The sequence below is a fragment of the Pseudomonadota bacterium genome, from assembly GCA_010028905.1.
GTDB lineage: Bacteria > Vulcanimicrobiota > Xenobia > RGZZ01 > RGZZ01 > RGZZ01.
Map to the genome: position 1 here is coordinate 1 of RGZZ01000583.1, position 2,849 is coordinate 2,849.

Sequence of the window (2,849 nt, forward strand, 5' to 3'; positions counted from 1 at the left end):
TACCGGACTCACGCCTGTCGAGTTCGCGGCGTTCAACGCAGGCAAGATCAGCTTCACCGATGTCGAGAAGGAGCCGAAGCTCGGACCGGTCTTCAACGGGCGTTCGTGCGCCGAGTGCCACTCCGCCCCCGCCGTGGGAGGCGCCGGGTCACAGCGCGTCACGCGCTTCGGCAAGAGCCTCGCGGGCGTGTTCGACGCCCTCGACAGCAAGGGCGGCAGCCTGCTCCAGTCGAACGCGGTGCCGGGGGTTCCTCTGGAAGCCATTCCCGCGGAGGCGAACGTCACCGCCAGGCGGCGCACCACGGGTGTCTACGGGTTCGGTCTCATCGAGGCGATTCCTGACGCCGACATCACCGCCTACGCCGCGGCTCAGGCCAAGGCGTCTCCGGGACAGGCGGGGCAGGTCAACTTCGTGACCAGCCCGACCGACGGCACGGTTCACGTGGGGCGCTTCGGATGGAAGTGCCAGCAGGCGCTGCTCGTCGACTTCGCGGGTGACGCCTACGCCAACGAGATGGGCGTGAGCAATCGCCTCTTCCCCATTGAGAACCGCTCGAACGCATCCGCTGTGACCATTGCCGCCGACCAGGTGGAAGACGCGCCGGACGCCGCAGGGGTGGCCGATATCGACCGCCTGACCAGCTTCATGCGCTACGTCGCTCCCTACCCCTCGCGCGCATCGTTGCACCAGAAAGACGATCTCGCTGCGGAGACCGCGCTCTCGAAGGGCTACACCGCCTTCAACAAAGCCGCCTGTGCGGTGTGCCACCGTCCCTCCTGGGTGGCGGGGGGCAACATCCCCGAGCTCCGCGGACGACGCGTCTGGGCCTTCTCCGACTTCCTGCTCCACGACATCGGCACGGGCGACGGCATCGTGCAAGGAAGCGCTCCCGCCAACAAGCTGCGCACGTCGCTCCTGATGGGGGTGACCCAGCAGTTCGGCTACCTCCACGACGGTTCGGCGCGCACCGTTGAAGACGCCATCGCCCGTCACCAGGGTGAGGCGAAGGTCTCCCTCGGTCTCTACAACAAGCTCACGTCGCAGGAGCGGGCCGAGCTGCTGGCCTTCGTGAAGGGGCTCTGATCCGCGCGCGAGGCACCTGAGCCGCTTCCCCCGTCGCCCCTCCGACACGCGTCGGAGGGGCGACGGGGGAAGCGGCTCAGTCGAGGGGCTTGCGGGGAATGAAGCCGGATGTTCGGCGGATGTACTCGGCGTAGCCCGGCCGTGTCGCGCTCAGGTGCGCGTCGAGCATGGTTACCCCGGAGACACGAAGCAGCAAGAAGGTCATCAAGATGGGGGCGAAGACGGTATGGGCGCCGTGAGCCTGGTCGAGGCAGCACAGCCAGTAGCCCCACCAGAGCACGGCCTCGCCGAAGTAGTTCGGGTGGCGGGTGTAGTGCCAGAGGCCGCTGTCGAGCACCTTGCCCTTGCATGCCGGGTCGTTGCGAAATGCCTGCAGCTGGGCGTCACCGATGGCTTCGAAGGCGAAGCCCACAATGAAGAGCAGCAACCCCGCCAGGTCGCCCAGCGAGACGGCGTCGGGGGGCGCGGCGGCGGCCGCCACCTGCAGGGGCGCCGAGATGACGAGCACCAGCACCCCTTGCAGCAAGAAGACCTGGAAGAGGCTCTTCCACCACCACGAGGGGCCCGCGGCTTTGCGGAATGCGGCGTACCGAGGGTCTTCCGGTTTACCGATGCTGCGCTTCTCGAGATGCACGAAGAGGCGCAGCGCCCAGATCGACACGAGCCCCAGCAGCAGGGTCTTGCCGGGCGTCGGGCCGGTGCGCCACACCGTATTTCCCGTCACGAGAAGGAACGCCATCGACCACCATGGGTCGATGATGCTTGCGTCTCGCTTCAACACGCTCAAGGCCCACAAGGCCGTCATGAGCCCGAGCACGAGCGCGGCGTTCACGGGGAGGAGATCGAGGGCGGCACAGGCTGCCGAGCCTTGTGGGGCGATGGAGAGGGCGATCATCATGCGGCGGTGTCTCTCTGCTCGGTATCGACGAACCGCCGATCGGCCCGATAGGCCGAGGCGGGTACGGGGCGGATGTCCCACACCAGCCCGGCGCGCTCGAGGGCGAGCAGCACGAGCCAGGTGATGTCGAGCTCCCACCAGTAGAAGCCTTGACGGCAGGCCGACGGGCATCGGTGATGGTTGTTGTGCCAGCCCTCGCCCAGGGTGATGAGGGCCAGCAGGGCGTTGTTGCGGCTGTCGTCGCGCGTCTCATAGCGACGGCTGCCGAAGACGTGCGCCAGCGAGTTGATGACGAAGGTGCCGTGGTAGAGCAGCACGGTGGAGATGAAGAAGCCCCATACCAGCATCTGCGGGCCGCTGGTGTTCACGCCGAGCTGCTGCAGCGCCTTGCCCAGCCCCAGCATGCCGAAGGCCAGCACGGTGGGCGCGATGAGCGGGAGCGCGTCGAGCATCCGCAGCTCCGGGAAGGCGGCGAAGTCGCGGATGGCCTCGAGGTCGGTGGCCTTGTTCGACGGGTGGAGGAACCAGCCCATGTGCGACCAGAGGAAGCCCTGTCGCGCGGGTGAGTGCGGGTCACGCTCGGTGTCGGAGAAGGCATGATGGTGGCGGTGATGGGCCGCCCACCACAGGGGGCCGAGCTGGGCCGACGCGCAGCCGATGATGGCGAGCACCGCCTGGAAGCCTCGCCCTGTCTTGAATGCGCGGTGCGCGAAGTAGCGATGGTAGCCCGCCGTGATGCCGAACATGCGTACGAGGTAGGCCACGAGACACACCGCGAGGGCGACGCCGCTCACGCCGGTGAGCAGCGCGCCCAGGCAGGCCAGGTGCATGAGGGCAAAGGGGATGGCGGCCAGCACCCAGGCGCGG

Annotated in this window: 3 protein-coding genes; 1 reads left to right on the forward strand and 2 read right to left on the reverse strand. The window is 67.8% G+C overall.

Features of this window, described 5'->3' with window-relative positions; all coding sequences use genetic code 11:
• Window positions 1-1,084: hypothetical protein (locus EB084_23115; GenBank protein NDD31155.1), on the forward strand; the 1,084-nt coding region annotated here is incomplete at its 5' end.
• A 76-nt stretch (window positions 1,085-1,160) separates the two neighbouring features.
• Here the strand turns inward: EB084_23115 and EB084_23120 are convergent.
• Both EB084_23120 and EB084_23125 read right to left on the reverse strand, forming a co-directional pair.
• A complete protein-coding gene (locus tag EB084_23120; protein NDD31156.1) occupies window positions 1,161-2,153 on the reverse strand; it encodes a DUF1295 domain-containing protein in 993 nt (330 codons plus the stop codon).
• Window positions 1,979-2,849, reverse strand: an 871-nt coding sequence (locus EB084_23125; protein NDD31157.1) for an acyl-CoA desaturase, incomplete at its 5' end; no start/stop codon positions are given. The genes EB084_23120 and EB084_23125, both read right to left, overlap by 175 nt.

What these genes read in the sequence shown, in the direction of transcription:
- EB084_23120 (NDD31156.1), bottom strand. Translation starts at nt 2,153, where the DNA reads ATGCCCGTCGGCCTGCCGTCAAGGCTTCTACTGGTGGGAGCTCGACAT.